This is a genomic window from Sandarakinorhabdus sp., from assembly GCF_032115815.1.
GTDB lineage: Bacteria > Pseudomonadota > Alphaproteobacteria > Sphingomonadales > Sphingomonadaceae > Sandarakinorhabdus.
Map to the genome: position 1 here is coordinate 1 of NZ_JAUMBI010000205.1, position 1,562 is coordinate 1,562.

The window sequence follows — 1,562 nt, forward strand, 5'->3', positions numbered from 1 at the left end:
TGATCGACAGGCTGGATGGCGTACTGCTCACCGGCAGCCCGTCCAATCTGCAGCCGTCGTTCTATGGTGAGCCTGAAGTGGGCGATCCGCCATTCGATCCCGGCCGCGATGCGATGATGGCGGCGCTGGTGCAGGCAGTTCTGGCGCGCGGCAAGCCGCTGTTCGGCATCTGCCGCGGCCTGCAGGAAATCAATGTCGCGCTGGGCGGCACGCTGACCCGTGAGGTTAGAGACCACCACGCGCCCGACGATGTTGGTTTCATGGAGATGTTCGATCATCGCCATGATGTGGCGCTCACCCCCGGTGGCCTGCTGGCGCGCGCGCACGGGCGGATGGCGCTGCATGTCAACAGCGTCCACTATCAGGGCATTGCGCGGCTCGGTGACGGCCTCGCCGTCGAGGCTGTGGCGCCCGACGGCATGGTGGAGGCGCTTTCGGCCCGCGTTGGCAACGCCCCCGTGCTGGCCGTGCAATGGCATCCCGAATGGACGGCCGACAGCGATGCTGATGCCGCCACCTTCTTTCATATTCTTGGTCGCGCCCTGCGCGGCCAGCACCCGGAGACGACGCCATGACCCGCAATTACGACATCGCCGAACTCAAGCGGCTGGATGTCGCCCATCACCTGCCCCCGCAACAGGATTGGCAGGCGGTGGAGGATATGGGCGGCAGCCGCATCATCGTGCGGGGTGAAGGCTGCACCATCATCGATGGCGATGGGGTGCGCCTGCTCGATGGCATGGCCGGGCTGTGGTGCGTGAATGTTGGCTATGGCCGCACCGAACTGGCCGAAGCCGCCTATAATCAGATGCTTGAACTGCCTTATTACAACAGCTTCTTCAAGACGGTGGCGCCGCCCACCGTGGAACTCGCCGCCAAGCTTTCGGGGCTGCTCGGCGGGCATTTCTCCCACATCTTCTTCAATTCCTCCGGCAGCGAGGCGATCGACACGCTGATCCGCACCGCGCGCCATTATTGGCAGGTGAAGGGCGAGCCGCAGCGGCAGGTGATCATCAGTCGCGTCAACGGCTATCACGGATCGACCATCGCCGGCATGAGCCTGGGCGGCATGGCGCCGATGCACGCGCAAGGCGGGCCTTTGTTACCCGGCTTCGTGCACGTGATGCAGCCCTACAAGTTCGCCGATGGTTTCGATGAGAGCGAAGACGCATTCGCCGCCCGCGCCGCGCAGGCCGTGGAGGACGCGATCATCGCCGCCGGGCCGGAGAATGTCGCGGCCTTCATCGGTGAACCGGTGCAGGGCGCTGGCGGCGTCATCATCCCGCCCGCCGGTTACTGGCCCCGCGTCGAAGCCATCTGCCGCAAATATGGCATCCTGCTCTGCTGTGACGAGGTGATCTGCGGGTTCGGCCGGCTGGGGCAGTGGTTCGGCCACCAGCATTATGGCATCACGCCCGATCTGGTGACGATGGCGAAGGGGCTTTCATCGGGCTACCTGCCGATCTCGGCGGTGGGTGTCGCCGATTTCATCGTGGCGGCGATCAAGTCCAACCCCGATGATTTCGTCCACGGCTACACTTATTCGGGCCACCCGACCGCGG

General features: G+C 64.9%; 2 protein-coding genes. Both read left to right on the forward strand.

Going from position 1 to position 1,562, the window contains the following annotated elements; all coding sequences use genetic code 11:
* The coding region (locus tag RT662_RS11965; RefSeq protein ID WP_313670936.1) for a gamma-glutamyl-gamma-aminobutyrate hydrolase family protein at nt 1-575 on the forward strand (575 nt) is incomplete at its 5' end.
* On the forward strand, nt 572-1,562 hold a 991-nt coding region (locus RT662_RS11970; RefSeq protein ID WP_313670937.1), incomplete at its 3' end, for an aminotransferase. The genes RT662_RS11965 and RT662_RS11970, both read left to right, overlap by 4 nt.